An 18376-nucleotide genomic window follows, 5' to 3' on the forward strand; every position below is an offset into this window, starting at 1 on the left:
CGCGTGATCGCCATGCAAGCAATCGGGGCGATTCTAGTCAGAGCGGAGGCAGCGATCTTGGAGATTCTTGCGCAATGTCAGCGCCCGGCGGCCAACCGCGTCGGCGTGGTGCCGTAAACGCGCCTGATCCAGCTGCTCAAATGGCTCTGATCGGTGAAGCCGGTTGCGGCAGCGACCTGCGCCAGCGAGTCCTCGCCGGCACGCAGCAGCGCTCGCGCGCGTTGAAGACGCCGGCGAACGACATAGCGATGGGGACTTACGCCCACTGTTGCCCGGAAAAGGCGAGCGAAGTGGAAGCGGGTGCAGCCGACGACAGCAGCAAGGCTGTCGAGATCGAGCGGCTCCGCAAGATTGCTCTGGATGAAATCCTCAAGACGCTTCAGCGCCGCGGCGTGCATCCGCCCTTGCGGCGGTGCGGACGCAGTGGAGAGATGGTGCGCTGCCAAATGTTCGAGCAAGGCATCGGTGACGCTGCTCCAGAACAGCATGCCGTTCGGATGGTTCGCCGCGGCTTCGGCCTCCAGAGCGCACGCGATCCGCGTCAGGACCGGGTCCTGCCCATCCATTCGCTCGACGAGCGTGCCGGTATGAGCGGAGAGATCCGCCATCGCCAGCGTGAGGCATTCGGGCGACACCTGCAGAACGACACCCTCCATCGGACCGTCGAATGCCGTGAAATGCCGCGCGCCCGCCGGACAGACGCACAGGCAGCCAGGGCCGGAATGATGATTGAGACGCTTGCCTTCGATCATGTGTTCGGCGCGCACCGGCTTCGAGCACCCGATCCCGATCATGTGATGCGTCGTCGTACCGCTGATTGACGTCGCGCTGCCGTATGAGATGCGTGCGACTGCGACGCCATATTTGTCGGTCGGGCTGGATTGGACTGTCACTCGCGCCGTACCCGCTTCCTGAGGCACGACGATCATGCTGGAAGGATCGACAAAATGAATCGACGCATCCGCCTGCGGATCAGACCCTGGCATAGGCACCTCGTTGACCGGCGCCCCCCTCGTCGTCAATCGTGCACAAGGCCGTCCATTTCGGCAAGGGGCGTTGCTTCGAAGCGCCATGCCTGCTCGACGACGGCACTCTCCGGAGCGCCTGAACGCGCACGAACATGTAAGACCTCAACTCACCCCGGCATCTCTTCCCCCGGCAACTTTTGCACGTTCGCACCTGAAGGTTCAATTGCTTGGCAGTGCCGCGCCGCGAGGGTGAAACAACAACGAGCCGGGACGTCCGCCTTTACTTTCGCGCGCCTGAAAGCCGACCGTTCGCAAACGGCCAGATTCGGTCATGCCAGAGCCTGTTCTCTGATAAGATGTTACGAGGCCCCGCAGGCTGGCGGGCCTTCCGGCGGTCGCTCAGGCGACCATCTGCGTCCCGTTCTTCGCCGCCTTCATATACTTGACCGGCGGCAGTCCGAAGAAGCGGCCGTATTCCCTGGTGAACTGCGGCACGCTTTCATAGCCGACCGCGAAAGCCGCGCTGCTGACCGATACGCCGAGAGACATCATCATCCGCCGCGCCTCGATCAGACGCAGTTGCTTCTGGAACTGGAGCGGCGAGAGCGTGGTTACGGCCCGAAAATGCTGGTGGAAGGATGAGACGCTCATCCCGGCGACGGCGGCCAGCCGCTCGACCGGCAGGGGGTGCGCATAGTCCGCCCGAAGCACCGCGACGGCTCGCGCGATACGCCTGACATGGCCGTCGGGCAATCCGAGACGGCGGATCGCATCGCCATGCCGGCCGGCCAACAGCCAGTAGTGCATTTCACGCACGAGTTGGCCCTGAAGGATGGGAAGCGAGGATGGGCGATCGAGCAGGCTCATGAGACGCAAGGCCGCGTCCGCAACCTCTTCTTCGGTCTGGCTCACGCGCACCGGCGCCCGGTCCGATGCGGCCACGGCTTTCATCTGCACGGAAAGTTCGCCAATGACTGCTGGATCGAGTTCCAGCACGAGCGAATAGTATGGCTCGGCGAAGCTCGCACGCGTGATCTGACTGACGGTCGGCACGTCCGCCGTGATGAGAAGAGAGGCGCCGGCCGAAAAGGAAAAGCTGTCCGCACCCATCGCCACATGCTTCGCGCCCTGGACGACCAACGCGACCAGCGGCCGCGAAATGGCATGGTCGAGATCGCTGGGCATCGTCGCGCGTATGGCCGACAAGCCGGGGATCGGGGTTGGCGCGATGCCGTCCCGATCAGCATGAGCGTCGGCATGGCGACGCACGGCGTCGAGGAGCTTGGTCATGCGGCAACTCTAACAGAAGCGGGTTGTCCGCGCACCCGATTTGGAGGATCAAGCAAGAAACGTCGAGCTTTCGGCAACTCCGAGCGGCGTCCGCAGGGCAGATTGGTCTCGTCACGAGAAGCAAAGGAGACTGACCATGACAAAGATCGCCCCGAAAATTGCCATCGTCACGGGAGCCAGCCGCGGCCTCGGTCGCAACACGGCTCTCAGCATCGCACGCAAGGGAGGCGACGTCGTTATCACCTATCACAGCCGTGCCGGGGACGCTCAGGCTGTCGTCGAGGAGATTCAGGCAATGGGTCGCAAGGCAGTCGCCCTGCAGCTTGACACCGGCGCCGTCGCGACTTTTGCGGACTTCGCGGAGAGGCTCAAAGCAACGCTCCACCAGACCTGGCGACGGGACACGTTCGATCATCTCGTCAACAATGCCGGTCATGGTGAATATGCCCTGATCGCCGATACGACCGAGGCGCAGTTCGACGCCCTGGTGAACGTTCATTTCAAAGGCGTGTTCTTCCTGACCCAGGCGCTGCTGCCGCTGCTGGCCGATGGGGGCCGCATCGTGAACCTCTCTTCGGGTTTGACCCGGGTCGTCGCACCCGGTTTCGCCGCCTATTCGGCCGCCAAGGGCGCGGTCGAGGTGCTCACCGTCTATATGGCGAAGGAGCTGGGCGGACGCGGCATCGCGGTGAACGCGGTGGCACCCGGCGCGATCGAGACCGATTTCCTCGGCGGCGCCGTCCGCGACACACCCGACCTCAACAGACAGTTCGCTGACATGACCACCCTCGGCCGGGTTGGCGTGCCGGACGACATCGGGCCGATGATTTCAGGCCTGCTCACTGAGGACAATCGCTGGGTGAATGCCCAACGGATCGAGGTTTCCGGCGGTCAGGGTATCTGAGCGACCGCCGACATGGACCCCTGGCTGGAGGTCCCTCCGGCCAAGGTCATCTTGCTCGCGCGGCAATATCCTGATGGCGGCCGGCTTTGGCCGGCGCAGCCTCGCCGCTCGCCAGGCGCTGGCCCAAACCGGAAGCCTGGGCCAACCCGGATTGTTGCCGTTTCCATGAAAAAACAACATTCTCTGAGCAGTTTGCGTTTAATTCGATCACCGAATTAAACGCAGGTTGCGGAAAATCATGAAATTCAGAGGGGTTTGCACGACAAAATCTGTTTCAACGTGAATGCAAACCTCTCTAGAATCGCACCGACAACTTGGCGCTTCCCGTGTGGGAAAGGTAATGGCGTCCTTTGGTCGCCTTGTACTCCGTCGTAAAGTCGACCCCCTTGTCCGAGAAGATCTGAACGCCGATACCGAAATCCACCAGTTTATCCGGCATGTAGGCAGAGGTCTCGAATGTATCCACCCTGCCGAGATCGTCGAGCAGGTTGGCGCGCAACGTGTGCTTGTCGTGCGACAGCAGCGCGAAGCCGACCGTGCCGTAGGGACGCAGCCAGACGCCGTCCGAAATATCGAAGCGGCCACCGATCTCAAGGTTAGGAGTGAAGCTGTAGACCGTGCTGCTGTTGCTCAGCACATGCAGGTTGAAGCCCGGCGCGCCATACTCCGAAAAACTCGGGCTGCGCTGGTGCAGGACATCAACGTCGACATACGGCCGCACATACCAGTTGTCGAAGGCGAACGTGTAGCTGCCGCGCAGGCGCGCGCCGCCGTAGACCGTTTCCGACTCGCTGCGTGCGCCGATCCCGTACTTGCCGATCGAGATATGGCGCACGCCCTCATGGGAGCTCTTGCCGATCATAGCCGAGGCGGCGAACTGCCAGGGGCCGATCTCGCGCTTGACGGCGAGGGCGCCTTCGAAGCCGTCGGTGTCCGAACGGGTGATGCCGTCGCGGTCGTTATGCTCGGCCGTGATATAGGCGCCGGCAAGACCGACGAACCAGCCCGGTGCTACCTCGCGCTGGGCGCCCACACGATAGGCAAGGACGTTGCGGGTGTAATGGCTCGTGCCGAACGATTCGCTCATCCGAGCGTGTTCGGCCTGCACGCGCCCCCACACACAGTCGCTTTCCTGCATCAGCGTGCCGCTGGCGCCGAACGCCGGGCAGCTCAGCGGCATGCCGAGGCCCACCCGTATATGCTGATAATGCGGAACGGCCGCCTCGGCGTTGGCGTCCGGCGACACCTCATCGAGCGCCTGCGCATATTGCGCGCCGGTCGGGAGGCTCAACAGGGTGTTGAATAGCGCTCCGGGCTCCACGCTGTTCTCCCAGTAACGCTCGACCCGTTCGGCGACGGAACGCTGGTTGTTGCTCAGCGTCACCCCGACCGGCTGCGTGAACCGCGCACTAGCCGCAATGTAGAGGTTGTTCCGGTCCCCCAGCTGGCGCGGCGGCGCATCGCCGATAACGTTGGCCACCTGCTGGGTCCATGGGCCGTGCACGCTCCAATTGATCGGCACCACCCCCGAGGATGTGCCGCTCACCGTGGGGGCAGTGCCCTCGATGCCATCCGTCGCGGACAGGACGTGGTAACCGCCCGGGTCCAGGAATCCGCCGACATGGGCATGAATGTTCGCGCCCCTCCAGAAAATGACCTTGCCGGTGACGTCGAGACGGTCATTGGTCGGCGCACCGGAAGCGCGGGACGCCGCGCCGACATCGACCAGCAGGGCACTGCCGCGGTCCATTTCCAGGTGGCCTGTCAGGGTCGCGGTGGTGGCGCGCCCCACACCGCCGATGTCGAAGTGGCCCTCGTTGACGAACACGCTCTTCTCGTGATGGCCGAGATTGATCACGCCGTTTTCCGAGGTGCGGTAGGTGCCGGTGTTGCGGACCGCGTTGAATTCCTTCTCGTGTCCGGCGTGCAGCTTCAGGTTGCCGATCAGCGTGCCGTGATTCTCGATCGTCTCATTGCCCCAGGTGCCGATGATCGCCGTGCCCGACAGCGCCTGCACGGTGCTGTCCCACCATAGCTTGATGATGTTGTCGGACGAGCCGCCATCCACGCGGATTGCCGCGCCTTCGCCCGAGCCGCCGGTGATGTTGCCGTTGTGGTTGATGGAGATCTGCTTGCCGTCGTAGTTGGGGTCCGACCACGGCCAGAAGGTCGTCGCCGGCATTGACAGGGAGCCGTCCGTCGCCTGCCTGCCGCTCTGCACGAAGATGCCGAAGGCATCCTTGCCGGTGGCATGGATGTCGGCCCGCGTGTCGATCGTGACCTTGCCGCCGTCGCCGCTCGACTTGCGTGCGCTCGCCTCCGGACTGAGCGTCACCGGGATAGCCGTGCCCTTGAGGCTCGCCACCGTGCCGCCGCCGCCGCCGAGCGATTGCGCGAAGATGCCGTGCGCGCCGTCGCCCGTGGTGCTGATGACGATCCGGGGCTGCCTGGTGGCGCTGTCCCGATAATCGCCGCTCGTTGTGATGGTGATGGCACCGCCGTTGCCGGAAGCGCTGTCGTCACGCACGAACTTGCCCAGGATGTTGTATTCGGCGAAACCGCCGAGACCGCCGCCACCACCGATCGACTGGGCAAACACCGCATGGGCGCTGGTGCCGCTTGTCTCGATATGCGTCGGCCCATTTTCGCCAAATGCGACAGTGACTTCACCGCCGTTGCCGCCAACGCCGCCCTTGCCGCCGATCGATACATTCCCCTGCAGCACGAGCCCGCCTTTGGTGGCGTTGCCGCCAACGCCACCGCCGCCGCCCACCGACTGGGCGACGATGCCGAAGGCGCCCGCGCCCTTGGTCGTGATCGTGCCGGAGTGATTGACGGCGACCTTTCCGCCGTTGCCGCCGCCACCGCCGTTACCGCCCACGCTTAGGTTCAGGGCCGGCTTGGGCAGAATGGTGGTGTCGTTGTCGACGCCAGCATCGCCGCTCTCCGGCGTGATCCCGATCGCGCGCAGGAAATCGTTGGTCAGGAGCACCGCTTCCTGAACCGATTCCAGCACCTTTGCGGGCAGGTCTAGCGTCTCGAAGCCAAATGCCGCATCCTCGTTGTAGTAGTTCAGGAAGGAGACGCCGCCGCCGCCGCCGACCGACTGGGCGAGAACCGCGTGGGAATCCTGGCCCTCGGTGGTGATGGTGCCCGTATTGTTGACCGTCACCGCGCCACCGTGGCTGCTCTTGCCGCCGCTACCGCCGACATCGGTATTGAACGAGGCCGATATCGTGTTGCTGCTCGTTGCGCCGCCGCCGACACCGCCGCCACCGCCGATCGATTGCGCCAGAATGCCGTAGGAGGCCGCGCCTGAGGTGGCGATGGAGCCGCTGTTGCCGACCGTGACCGTGCCGCCGTGGCCGCCCTCGCCGCCCTTGCCACCCAGGGTCACGTTCAGGTTCATGTAGTTGTTGCCGTTGACATAGGCCGCGCCGCCCGCGCCGCCGCCACCGCCGATCGATTGCGCCAGGATGCCGTAGGCGATCTGGCCGCGCGTCGAGATCATGCCCGCATTGTCGACGGCGACCGCGCCGCCGTTACCGCCGCCGCCGCCCGTGCCGCCGAAGGTGGCGTTGATGGCCACATTGGGCAGTTCCGGAGGCTTGGTGCCGCCCGTCGCCCATTGCTTGACCGCATCCTTGGTACTCTTGATCTGCGCCGCGTGCTTATGCTTGAACACCTCCAGCGCGGCATAGCCGGCCGATTTCAGCACCCGTTCGGCTAGGTCCTGCTTCTTGTTGGCCAGCGCCTTCGCCGACGGCATGATCTTCTTCAGATAGTCAGCCTTGTCCTGCAGCGGATTGCCGGTGTTGAAGTAGTTCGACTCATAGAGCTTCTGCTCGTCGGGATCACGCCACTTGCCCGGATTGTTCGGGTCTTCCCAGTCCTTGGGCTTGTCGGTGCCGAGCGTCGCCTGCCCGGCCTTGTTCACGCGCTGCAATTCGCCGCCGAGCTTCACCGCCGCCGACAGCCAGTCGTCCAGGCTGTTCAGCTTGCTGAGGCTGATGCCCTGCGCCCGGTCGCCGGTGAACGAGCCGCCCACGCCGCCGCCACCGCCCACGCTCTGCGCGAAAATGCCGTGTGATCCCGACGCTGTGGTCGCGATCTTTCCGATCTCTTCGCCGGCCGCGGTGTTGCTGACGGTGACGTCGCTGCCGTGCCCGCCCTTGCCGCCCTTGCCGCCGACGTTCATGTTGAGCGCCGCCGTGGTGTCGCCGCCGCCGCCGTCTCCGCCCCCGTTATAGCCGCCGCCGTCGCCACCGCCGCCGCCCACGCTCTGCGCGAAGATGCCGGACGCGTTGACACCCGCGGTCGAGATGGAACCGGAATTGCCCACCGTGACCGTGCCGCCGTTGCCGCCGTCGCCGCCCGAACCGCCGATCTGCAGCCTTGCCGAGAAGCTGTCGCCGATGGGCAGGATCGTGCTGGAGATGGTCTTGATAACCGTCTCCAGCCCGTCGCGCACGTGGCCCTTCTCCATCCACCCAAGGCTGACGCCGGCCGCCGCGTCGCTGCTGGCGCTGTTGCCGTCGCCGCCGCCGCCGCCGAGGCTCATCGCCTTGATGCCGTGCGAGGCTTCGCCGCTGGTGTTGATGCTGCCCGCGTTGATGGCGCTCGTATCATCGCCGTGCCCGCCCTTGCCGCCCGTGCCGCCGATGGTCACCGAGAGCGCGATCTGGGGATAGGCGCTCAGCATGCTGGAATTCGACGTCGCGCTGCCGGCGTCGCCGCCGCCGCCGCCGATGCTGCGCGCCAGCATGCCGGGCGACAGGTCGCCGGTGGTCAGGATGCTTCCGGCATTGGCCAGCGAGACCTTCCCGCCGTTGCCGCCGTCTCCGCCCGTGCCGCCGATCGTGACCGGCACGTCGAGCGCGCCCACCACGCCGGCATTGACCGCATAGGCATAGCCGACCGCATTGCCGCCCTTGCCGCCGCCGCCGCCCACGGACTGGCCCTCGATACCGGCCGACTTGCGGCCGTAGGTCTTGATCGACGCCCAGTTATCGATTTCCACATAGCCGCCGTGCCCGCCGCCGCCGCCCGAGCCACCGATGGTGACCGGCACGGAGATAGCGGGAAACGTCGTTGACACCGAGAATGTGTAGGTATTGGCATCACCCGCGTGGCCGCCGCCGCCGCCGACGCTCTGTGCGAAAACGCCGGTCGATTCATCGCCGTGGGTTGTGAGTGCGGAGGTGTTTTCGACCGATACCAGCCGGCCGTCGCCGCCTGCACCACCCGATCCGCCGATCGCGACTCCCACCGAAAGTACCGCGCCCGCCGAGCGCGCCGTCGCCGACCCGCCGACACCGCCGCCACCGCCGATCGATTGTGCGACAATGGCATCCGACTTGTAGCCCCATGTGGTGATGCTGCCGACCTCCTTCGTTACCGGGGTGCCGTCCGCCGTCCGCAGCGCTACGGTGCTGACGCTCACGGGCCCGCCGTGCCCGCCGCCGCCGCCCGCGCCGCCGAGCGCGATCGAGAACAGCAGCGCGTTGGAGGATGCGTTGCCCGCGCTGCCGCCCGAGCCGCCAATGCTTTGCGCGAGGACACCGAATGCGCCCGATCTTTGCGTCTCGATCGTCCCGGTGTTGGCCACGTTCACCGCACCGCCGTCGCCGCCGGTGCCGCCATCGCCGCCGCCGCCGAAAAACGCGCCGAAAGTGGCGCTGCCGCCGCTGCCACCGCCGGTGCCGGTACCGTGAGTCTTGTCGAACGTCGTTTCGTAAGACCGGAAGGCGTCGAGCGCGTTGCCGCCGCCGACGCTCTGCGCCACGATGGCGGTGGCATTGTCGCCGTCCGTGGTAATGGTGCCGCGATTGACGATATCGACATCGCCGGCTTGCCCGGCCGAGCCGCCCTTGCCGCCGAAGGTTGCCGCGCTGCCGCCCTTGCCGCCCGATCCGCCGATGGACTGCGCGACGACGGCGAAGCTGCTGGCCTCCTCGGTTTTGATGGTCCCGAGATTGTCGAAACGGATATTGCCGGCCTGCCCGCCGCCGCCGCCGCCGGTGCCGATTCCCGTGGTCTGGTCGTAGTAGCCTCCTGCGCCACCCGTGCCGCCGATGCTTTGCAGGACGACGGCGGGCGCGGAACCGCCGCTGGTGTGGATGGTGCCTGCATTGCTGAATACGACGGCGTCCTTCTCGCTTCCGTCGGCGCCGCGACCGGTGGCACCGCCAGTGCTTCCCGCCAGCCCCGCGCCGATCGAGGCGTTGCCGCCAGCCCCTCCCAGCGCTTCCAGAATGACGGCCGGCGCGAAGAAGCCGTCGGTGGAGATGGTGGCCGCGCTGGTAACCGCGAGATTCACCGACCCTGCCGCGCCGCCGACTTGCGTCGCCCTGCCGAGAACGTAGTCGCCCGCATTGCCACCCTGCGTCGTCGCCCGGATGGCCGCGAACCTCTCGCCCGATGTGTGCAGCGATTTTTGGATCCGCGCGAGGATGTCGCCACCCGCGCCGCCGGCGCTCCCCGGCACCGTGAAGGTGACGGAGTTCATGCCGTAGGATCTGGAATAGAACGTGCCGCCGCCGCCCGCACCGCCCTTCGACAGCAACAGGATCAGGGGCGTGGCGGTCGTGTGGTCGTCGCTCTTCGGCGCCAACTCGCCATCGAAGACGAAATTGATGTTGCCGCCCCTCGCGCCGGCCGAGGAGGGAGCCTCTTCCTGCGGATAGGCGGTGCCATAAGCCTTGCCGCCGGAGCCGCCGGTGCTGGAAAGGCCGATCAGCGTGCCGTCGCCGCTGATGCGCTCCTTGATGGTGACGTCGATCGATGCGGCATTTTCCGCCGTCGTTGCCGGCTCGTTGGCATTTCGGGCATCCGCGCCGTTCTTGCCCTTGTTGTCGACGATATACCTGGGCGCAGCATCACCGCCAACGGCCTGGCTGCCGGCATCCGTACCGGCGCCCACCACGAAGGCAACTGAGAGGGCCGCGATGCTGATCCCTCCATGCAAAGCGGATTTCAGCCGCGCGAACCTCAAGTTGTTCGAAGCGCATTGATCATCGGCGTGCATCGCGAAACCTCCCCTATATTTTACGCCCTCAGGTATATTCTACGCCCACAAATCACCTAGATTTTCGATCTGGGCAAACAGTCCCGTGAGCTGCGTGCTTTGATATTCCATGGACTGGCTGAACGAAATCGCCAGGTCAGCGCGGCTTGCGCCAGTCTCCTCGAGCAGAGATTGCCAGTAGCGGGCACCTTCGGCATCAGCTTCGCGAGCAAGCAGGTTTGTATAGAGCCCGGCGACGAATTCGGCGTTATCGACGCGGCCTACGCCGTTCGCATATTCGTCCGAGGAAAGGAAATCGTCTGCGATCGCCGACAAGTCGAGCCCCATGTATGCTTCTTCCGTCCAGTAGGCATACCCGTCTGCGTCGATTTCCCGGAACAGCAGCCCTTGATACAGCGCACCAACCCCCAGACCGGTATCTGTCGCGGCCTTGATCGAAATCGTTCCCTCCTCGAAGGTCACTTTCTCGACATTAACGGCGATGTCCGACAGGAACCGAGCACTGACAGCGAACTTGCCGGTTTCGTCGAACCAGACATTGTAATCGGAGCGGCTGCCGCGGTAGAGCAGCGTATCGACGCCGTCGCCGCCGTCGATGACGTTCTCGCCGCGCCCGGCGTAAATCGCATTGTCGTTGCCGTCGCCGACAATCCGGTCGTTGCCATCCCCGGTCAGAATTTTGGTCACGTTGGTGCCCGATGCGATGGCGATGTGCTGGCCGGTGATCTCGGCACGCCCTGCCGCCAGATCGATGATGACATCGTCGGAGACGGCCGCGGCATTGATGACGGCAGTCTCGCCGGTCTTCACGGAGAGCGTGGTCCGCAACGCGCGACCGTCATTCCAGGCGTCAGCATTGATAATGTTGCTGAAATCGTCCGTATAGACGAACGTCTTCTGCGATGAGTGAGCGTCCCCGTAGGCGGTCAGCGAAATGCCGTCGAACCGGTCGCCGTTCGCGGGGTTGAGCCCTTCGATGATGACCTTCCACGTGCCACGGCTCTGTTCGCCCCAGAACGCCTTCGTGCCCAGGGTAAAACCTTCCTCCGGCCAGGGCAGCGCGGTCACCTCAAGATCTTCCGTATCGATGATGAGCGTATTCTGCGGGTGGCTTACCAGGGCGATCCGCGTGCCGGAGGGGGACACGAGAAAAACGCTGAGATGCGAGGGATTAGCGATTTTCGCATCAAGATTGAGGTCGATATGGTTAAGGTCGATGTCCTTGTTCAGATCGACGTTCAGCACCAGCGTGCTTATGCCTTCGGCGATCGCTCCCCAGGTGGTGTCCGTAACCAGGTTCCTGTCATCGCGCGGCGCGTCGTGAATAAAGGGGTAGACTTCTGCCAGCCGCACGGCGGCATGGGCGTTCACGCCTCCGAATCCGTATTCCCGCGAGAACAGGGCGCCGCCGCCGTTCCATGTTCCGCTGTGCGTCGTCGTCCAAGACTGCGCGGCCGGATCGACGAAGCGGGCGGACTGGGCGAGGATTTCCTGAACGTCGCGGTATCCGAGATCGGGATTGGCTTCGAGAATCAGCGCCACGACGCCGCTGGTGATGGGTGTCGCCGCCGAGGTGCCGTTGAAGTTGTAGGCATAATCGCCCGCCTCACCCTGCTTGACGTTGTAGCCGTCGCTTCCCGTCCGATCGGTGGTGAGAACTCCTGAGCCAGGTTGGTGTTCGATCTGGGAGATATCGGCGCCGGCGGGCGCAGAAACGAGGATGTTGGCGCCGTGGGAGCTGTAATAGGAAGACGTGTCATCGTCGTTCAGCGCACCGACCGCAATGACGTAGCGGTTATTCTGGAAGCTGTTGAGGTTGCTGTCAAAGCCCTGGGCGTTGTAGTTTCCGTTCGCGAACAGGACGATTGAGCCCTTTCCTTCCCGCCCGTTCGCGCCAAGCGCTTCCACGGCGAGGATGGCAGCGTTGTCCGAAGAATTGCGATTGTCGATGAACGCGCGCGTGGCACCCCAGCTGTTGTTGACGATATCGGCCTTGTCTTCGAGCGCTTTTCTGAAGGCCAGCAGTTGATCGAAGAACCTAGTGTCCGGAGACGCAGGATTGGCACTGAAATCGACCCTGTAGGCGATCAACGTGGCATTCGGCGCGACGCCCGATCCCCCGATACCGTTGTTGGCAATGGCGCCGATCAGCCCCGCGACCGCGGTGCCGTGATTGTCGAGCGAGGAGATAGGGCCACCGCCCTGCGTGTTGTTTCTCGTGTCCCAGCTTGAGCCGATGTCGATGTTGTGTGCCAGATCGGGATGATCGAGCTGGACGCCGTTGTCGACCACTGCAACACGCACGCCCTTTCCAGTGTAATCCTCCCACACGGGAAGAACATTGATGTCGTTGCCAATGCCACCACGAGACTGACCGACATTATGAAGAAACCACTGATAACGGAAAAGCGGATCATTCGGAGTATTTGCTGACATTGGGAAACCCCATGATAGGAATGGAAATTGCGCACTGAAGAAGTACGACGCTCAAAATTTGTGGACACCAATTGTCTCCGTAATCTGTACTTTTATCCTTATGTTGCGGCGGAATCACAGCTTGTATCGGAACATGGCGATATTTATTACTCCAGCTCCACAGAATGATCCAGATTCATTCTGCCCCGCGATACTTGTCTATTCCGGTTTATGCGCGCTGTTGCGATGGAAACACGTTTTTCGTTCCATAGCGTTACTTTTCGTTACGTGGCGTTACAAATGGAGAGCTGGAATTGCCGCAGAGGGAAAAGGCATTGGGCGCGATTGACACGGACACAGCACCGGAATGGCGCGAAACATTGGTTCTGATTCATCTGACGGCGCGTTCCTCAATCGGAACACAGGGCGAGGCAACCGTCGGTCAACGATGAGGGCCGTCTTTGTTTACCTGCCGAACAGGCGCGTGGGGGCAGGAGCCGGCGGCGCTGATGCCATTCAGCCGGCACGTTCTGGTGGAGCAGGTGCCGGATCTGTGAATGAGGAGAGCCTTCATAACGCGCCGATTGTTCTGCGCGCCATGGAGCCAGCCTCTGCCTGGGCATTCCGGGATGATGGTGGCGGGCGTGGCGCTTTCCGCGTGGACCTATTTCGTCATGCCGGTGCGGGCGCCGTCGCTCGGTTCCGCAGCAAGGGCAGGATAATCTTTACGGTTGTGCCCTGTCCTTCCACGCTCTGGATCTTGACCCGTCCCCGATGAGCGGCGGCGATGCGCGAGACCAGCGACAGCCCCGTTCCCGTGCCGTCGATGGCCTGGACATTCGAGCCGCGCACGGAATGGGCGAGGATGGTTCCGAGTTCCCCGGCCGGAATGCCGATACCGTTGTCCTTGACGAGGATTACGGCATGAGGTCCGTTGAGGAAACATCGCAGGACAACGGGCTCCCTGCTGCCGATCCGGGCGTATTTCACCGCGTTCTCCAAGAGATTGATGATCGCTATCTCCAGCATGTCAAAGTCGGCCAGGAGCTGTGCCTGCCTGGCCTCTGGATCGATCTCGGTGACGATCTCGCTCTGCAACAGATCCCGTGCGCGGGCCGATGCCGCCGTGACGATCGCGGCGGGCGACTGCCGGACGAGCTCGGGGCGGAACGAGGGACCCTGCAGCCGGCTGCGCGACAGGTTGACTTCCAGCACCTCCACAAGCCTTGCGATGCCGCGCCGGATGCGGTCGATACGGCGCCGATTGGCATTGTCCTCCTTGGCCAGACTGAGATCGATATTGTCGACATGCGAGCGGATTGCGGCCAGGGGTGTGCGGTACTGATGGCTGATGACCTCCATAAAGCGGACCTGCTCCTGCTGCGACGCGAGTTCCGCGCGCAGGGCCTCCTCGGCCACTTGCTTGGCGGTGGCCAGTTCGCTGGTCTTCTCCTCCACCAGCATGTTCGCGTGCTTTTCCGCCGCCTGGGCTGCGACGAGCGCTTCCTCGCGCATGATGCGGTTCATCGTTTCAGCCGCCCGCAGGCGAACGCCCAGCGCACCGGTGAGGAGGATCGTATGGATGAGACAGCTCACCGCATAGCCATGCGCAACCCAGTCAGGCAGCGAGCCGATGCCGGTGCGCTGGGCGATCGTCGCGACTATTCCCAGCCACAGGACGCAGAACGCCCCCGCCCGCAGGCGGGAACCGCTGTCGTTCTCGCTGACCGCGCGCAGGCTCTGCAAGGCGCCCAAGGTTGTGAGCACGATGATGGTCGTGTTGACGACATTGGCGAACATGAGGTTGGCGCCCGCCAGCGCGAACCCGACGCCCACAAGCCCGATTGCCGCGCCTGCGAGGAAGATGCGATTGAGCCAGGGAAATCGCTGCGGAAGTTCCAGAATGCTCGCCGCCGCGAGAGCGCCGGTGGTGAGCCCGAACCAGCTCGTCCCGGCCGTGAACATGTCGTTTCCAACGCCGCCGTCAGGAAACAGGAAAAGACGGGAGAGGCCGAGCGTGCCCATATAGACGAGCATGGCCGTGAAGGTCGAGATCGCGAGCAGCACGAAATAGGGCTTGCGATCGAAATAGAAGAAGACCAGCTGGATGACCAGCTGCACCGCCATTCCCCCGAACCAGACGCCGAGCGCCAGGCCGGACACGGTTGTGCGCAGCGTGTGGCGAGCGGGCGAATAAAGCGATGCCGTGAGGGTCAGCGACGAGTTGACGGCCGCCATGCGTATGAAGACCTGTTTGGTTTCGTCGGCGACAAGATCGAGGGGCACGACATTGTCCACGCCTGACAGCGCATCGTCCGAAATCGGCCGATGGTCCCCCATTGCGAAATGCAGGAACTGCGAGGGGGCCGATCCGGGGACAGGCATGACATAGACGTCGAGCTCGTCCACGAAGTTCGGGGCCAGCGAAAGGAAAACGGTGGCGTCGCCGCGGCTCTGGATCGTCAGGCGCAGCCATGCCGCGTCGCGCGTGAAGCCGAGCGAGAGGCTGTTGCCGCCGAGAGGAGAGAAACGGTCGCTGGCGTCGCCCGCCGCGACGTCGTCGAGGGAGAGCATCCGTGACCGGTCCACGAGGTATTCGATGGTCATGGCCGGCGCTGCCCTTTCCGCCGCGTGCGCCACGCCCCAGGCCGAAAGGACGGCGCTGACCAGCCCCGCAACGATCGCCGTAAAGGCGAGGACGCCAGCCCACTCCCTCTTTCGCAGAGCCATGCCGATCATATATCCTCCAGTAAATCAGTCTACTTGAAGAGAGGTCGACAGAGGGGAATACCAGATGGTCCGTCGAGGCGACAGCAGGAATTCGGATATCCCTATGGTGAACAGTTCTTCTATTCCGAAAACGTCCACGGCCGAAGAGACTGGCGTGCACGTTATACTTGTGGAAGACGACCATGAGTTGCGGGTGGGGCTCGCGGAGAACCTGCGCCTCAACGGCGTCGACGTCACCGAGACGGATTCGGGTATGGGATTTCGCGACGCCTTCCGCACCGGTTTCGTCGACGTGGCCATCATCGACGTCAATCTGCCGGACATCAACGGGTTTGAATTGGCGCGGGAGCTTTCTGAACACGATCACCAGCCGGGGATCATCATGCTGACCGCGCGCACCGGCCGCCAGGACCGGCGGCAGGGTTACGCCGAGGGCGCGGACCTTTATATGACGAAGCCCGTCGACAGTGAGGAATTGCTCCTCGCCGTGCGCAACCTGGCGCGCAGGGTCCGGCACGCCCAGGCGAATGCAGGGACCGCCAGGCCCGACCAGCCGGCCTGGATCCTCGACATGGCCCGCAAGCTGCTGCACTCGCCGGACGGTACGGTCATCGTCCTGTCGGGACGGGAGGTCATGCTCCTCGAGCAGTTTGCCAAAGCGCGGGGAGAGCCCCTGTCGCGCGCCTCGATAGCGGCGACCATGGGCTATGGCAATCCCGGACCCGAGAACCGGGGCCTCGACGCGGCTTTGCGCCGCCTGCGGGAAAAAGCGGCGGAACGGCACATCGAGCTACCGCTGCTCGTCATCCACTCCATCGGCATCAGATTCGCCTCGCCGCTCCGTCTGGCGTAGTGACGACATGAGTCGGCTCTTGCGCGAACAGAGGCAGGTATCCTCGATCCGGCCGCGATCGGAAGCGACGACGAGAAGTCCCCCTCCCCGCAGGCATTCTTCCAGCTGGTGCATCTCGCAACGCCGCCTTGTTGGCCGCGGCCGTGTCCAGGAGAACGGACGCTTCATTGGTCAGCACTTCCTTGAGGATGGCGGCGATGCTCTTCCTCTTTGCAAACCACTGTCGCCGGATCCGTGCGACCAGTCTGGTAGCATCGGGGACAATTAAGAAAGCCCGAATTCAGTCCGGTTCAACAAATTTCGATCGTAGTAGCAGCGTAGCGCGCAAATACAGGAGATCGGCGGAGTTGGTGATTTACTGCAGCGGTGTCGCGTATCAGATCATCGGCGAATCACGGTGCATCTGAACTGCGGTTCCCGGAACCGTCAGCTGGCCCCGGCTTCTCCCCTTCGTCCCCTGTCCCTGCCCTGTCGCTGCATACACGCACGGCGGTTCGAGCCTCAATACCCCAAACGACGTCCTCGACGATCTCCAGCAGTTGCGCCGGCGTCGCGCCGTCGCGCGCCTGCACGGAAATACCCAGCATGACCGCCGCCAGATGACGCCCCAGGTGGTTCAGGTCGCATACGCCAGCAAACGGCCGGAGCGCCTGCGTGATCCGCTCGCGCATGGCCTCGCGCCGCGACGCGGCGTCACGGGCAAGGGCGGCATGTTCCGGATGACAGGTGATCATGTCGCTGGAGATGAGGCATCCTCTCTCCCGGTCGGGATCGGTCACGGCGCGCACGGCGCCCTCGAGCAGCAGCCGCACCGCTTCCGCCAGCGAACGCGCCGACCCGACGGACGCCATGTCGATGCAGCCGGCTGTTGCCTCGTAGCGGATGACGGCTTCCCGATAGAGCCCCGCCTTGCTGCCGAATGCCGCATACAGGCTCGGCGGCGCGATGCCGATCGCCTTCGTCAGGTCGCCCACGGACACCCCCTCGTAACCGTGCCGCCAGAACAGCCGCATGGCGATCTCGATCGCCCTGTCGCGGTCGAAGCTCCAGGGCCGGCCTCCGCGTGATCTCGTGTCTTTTTCCATAGCGGCCACTAAACAACCATTGACAGGCTCGGTCAAGGCACGGTTGAATAACGGTCGCTAAACAACATGAAGGACCCTCCCATGAATCATTCAAGGCGTACATTTCTGGCGGGGACGGCGCTCGCGGGGACAGTCGGTCTCACGACGCTCGCGCTCGAAGCCGGAGCCGTCCTTGCGCAGACGCACACGACAGCCGCTTCCGCCGGACCTCCGGGGCGGGAGGCATTCTCCGTCCGTTCATCGGACGGCACCCTGCTCGCCGGCGACGCGCAAGGCGATCCGCAGGCGCCGGAGGTCCTGTTCATCCATGGGCTGCGCCAGAGCCGCCTGAGCTGGGACAAGCAGTTCACCGATGCGGCTCTGGCCGGCTTCCGCCTGGTCCGCTTCGATCTTCGCGGCCACGCGGACTCGGACAAGCCCGCCGCTTTGGAAGCCTATTCCGACGCGGATCGCTGGGCGGATGACGTCGCCGCCGTCATCGCCGAGGCCGGGCTGCGCCGTCCCGTGCTCGTGGGCTGGTCGCTCGGCGGCTTCGTCGCCGGCGCCTATCTGCGCAAGCATGGCGGATCGAGAGTGGCAGGGGTCAATCTGGCCGACGCGGTGACCAGATTGTCGCCGGATCTCCTGACGCCGTTATCGGCCTCATACGCCCGCAGCACCACATCGCACGACCTGGCCGAGCGGACCGCGGCAACGGCGGAATTTCTCGCCGCCTGCTTCCACCAGCCGCCGGCGGGCGCCGACCTGCAGCGCATGCTGGTCGTCAACGGCATGGCGTCGCGCGCGGTCGGCGAAGGCTTCGTCAGGACCGAAACCTCGGACCTCGAACCGGTCTTCCGGGACTACGCCGGCCCGATCCTGCTGACCCACGGCCAGCACGACCGCCTCGTCCGCGTGGCAATGTCGGAGCGGATCGAGGCGCTGCACGGCAAGGCGCGCCTGTCGGTCTATGCCGACAGCGGGCATAGCCCCTTTTACGAAGAGCCTGCCCGCTTCGGACGCGAACTGGCGGCATTCGTGACCGCCGCCAACAGGGAGTGAGGAAAGAGCCATACACGCGGATGGTCACTGAGCGAACGGTTGGCGCTGGAGGCGGTCCTTGCC

Annotated in this window: 9 protein-coding genes; 3 read left to right on the top strand and 6 right to left on the bottom strand. The window is 64.3% G+C overall.

The genetic code is table 11. From position 1 onward, the window contains the following. Window positions 1-77: 77 nt before the first annotated feature. Together ACUSIJ_RS04665 and ACUSIJ_RS04670 are read right to left on the bottom strand one after the other, a co-directional pair. Window positions 78-1073, bottom strand: a complete 996-nt coding sequence (locus ACUSIJ_RS04665) for a helix-turn-helix domain-containing protein (protein ID WP_449307201.1) — start codon at window positions 1071-1073, stop codon at window positions 78-80. Between the two features lie 294 nt (window positions 1074-1367). Then, window positions 1368-2258, bottom strand: a complete 891-nt coding sequence (locus ACUSIJ_RS04670) for an AraC family transcriptional regulator N-terminal domain-containing protein (protein ID WP_449307202.1) — start codon at window positions 2256-2258, stop codon at window positions 1368-1370. Window positions 2259-2394: 136 nt separating this feature from the next. Here ACUSIJ_RS04670 and ACUSIJ_RS04675 point away from each other — a divergent pair, with 136 nt between their 5' ends. Then, a complete protein-coding gene (locus tag ACUSIJ_RS04675; RefSeq protein ID WP_449307203.1) occupies window positions 2395-3162 on the top strand; it encodes an SDR family NAD(P)-dependent oxidoreductase in 768 nt (255 codons plus the stop codon). Window positions 3163-3457: 295 nt separating this feature from the next. Here ACUSIJ_RS04675 and ACUSIJ_RS04680 read toward each other — a convergent pair whose 3' ends face one another. From ACUSIJ_RS04680 to ACUSIJ_RS04690, 3 genes are all read right to left on the bottom strand, one after another. Further along, complete coding sequence (locus ACUSIJ_RS04680; protein ID WP_449307204.1) at window positions 3458-10189, bottom strand: hypothetical protein; 6732 nt, start codon at window positions 10187-10189, stop codon at window positions 3458-3460. 39 nt (window positions 10190-10228) lie between these two features. Next, window positions 10229-12625, bottom strand: a complete 2397-nt coding sequence (locus ACUSIJ_RS04685; RefSeq protein WP_449307205.1) for a S8 family serine peptidase — start codon at window positions 12623-12625, stop codon at window positions 10229-10231. 651 nt (window positions 12626-13276) lie between these two features. Beyond that, window positions 13277-15334, bottom strand: coding sequence for a sensor histidine kinase (locus tag ACUSIJ_RS04690; RefSeq protein WP_449307206.1), 2058 nt, complete (start codon window positions 15332-15334; stop codon window positions 13277-13279). Window positions 15335-15488: 154 nt separating this feature from the next. On the opposite strand from ACUSIJ_RS04690, the gene ACUSIJ_RS04695 reads away from it, so the two are divergent. Next, window positions 15489-16187 carry a response regulator transcription factor gene (locus ACUSIJ_RS04695; protein ID WP_449307207.1) on the top strand — a complete coding sequence of 233 codons (699 nt, stop codon included), beginning with the start codon at window positions 15489-15491 and terminating at the stop codon, window positions 16185-16187. Between the two features lie 392 nt (window positions 16188-16579). On the opposite strand, the gene ACUSIJ_RS04700 is transcribed toward ACUSIJ_RS04695, so the two are convergent. After that, window positions 16580-17272, bottom strand: coding sequence for a TetR/AcrR family transcriptional regulator (locus ACUSIJ_RS04700; RefSeq protein WP_449307208.1), 693 nt, complete (start codon window positions 17270-17272; stop codon window positions 16580-16582). Window positions 17273-17353: 81 nt separating this feature from the next. Here ACUSIJ_RS04700 and ACUSIJ_RS04705 point away from each other — a divergent pair, with 81 nt between their 5' ends. Further along, on the top strand, window positions 17354-18313 hold the full coding sequence (locus ACUSIJ_RS04705; RefSeq protein WP_449307209.1) for an alpha/beta fold hydrolase: 960 nt from the start codon (window positions 17354-17356) through the stop codon (window positions 18311-18313). Window positions 18314-18376 lie beyond the last annotated feature (63 nt).

It is taken from the genome of Pseudochelatococcus sp. B33 (assembly GCF_053570585.1).